Genomic DNA, 717 nt, shown 5'->3' with positions numbered 1-717 from the left:
CATGCATGTCGCCTTCACCGTCGAAGAACGACAGGACGTAGGACGAAGATCGTGAACCCTTTTGGGATGACCTCGGTGGACGAGCGCGTCTACCGGCACTTGGCTGAGCACGGCGAAACCCCGATCCCGCTTCTGCAGCGACGCCTGGAGATCGGCGAGGAGGTCGTCGAAGCGGTGGGACGGCTGCGAGACCTTGGCTATGTCGTCGGCAACCCACCCGATGCGAGGAGGCCGGATCAGATTTTCCAGGCCCATATAGGGGCCCGAGAGGTGGAGTTGTTCGTCATGCGGGCACGCGTCAGCGAGCTTCAGGAACTGTACGACCGCGCCTACAGGCCCACCGCACGTGGCACGGTCAGGCTACTGACCTCACGCACACAGCTCAAGGAAGCGATGGACGATCTGGAGTTGAACGCCGAGCGGGAGCTGATGAAGTTCATCACTGCCCCTTTCAACCGGCTAGTCGAAGTCCATGCTTCTGATGACCAGGCGCGGCGCGACAGCGCTGGAACGCTCCGGAAGCCCAGGAGGCGAGTCATTGTCGAGCAGGCTGTCTTGGACGATGATCGGGCGCTGGATGGCGTACGCAAGGGGCTGCTTCTGCCCAACAGCGTGAGTCGGATCGCTGCCAGCCTGCCGTACAAGCTGCTCATCGCGGATGGGGAGCGTGCGCTCGTGCCCGCCTACCCGCGCGACCACAAGGATCAGTTGTCCACG

Annotated in this window: 1 protein-coding gene; it reads left to right on the top strand. The window is 62.9% G+C overall.

Translation table 11 applies throughout. The features are described from left to right. Positions 1-66: 66 nt before the first annotated feature. Positions 67-717: hypothetical protein (locus ABD844_RS52315; RefSeq protein ID WP_344897613.1), on the top strand; the 651-nt coding region annotated here is incomplete at its 3' end.

This window comes from Nonomuraea antimicrobica (assembly GCF_039536965.1).
Classification (GTDB): domain Bacteria; phylum Actinomycetota; class Actinomycetes; order Streptosporangiales; family Streptosporangiaceae; genus Nonomuraea; species Nonomuraea antimicrobica.
Note: the sequence above shows the minus strand (reverse complement) of the source record. Positions and strands in the feature narration are given on the sequence as shown.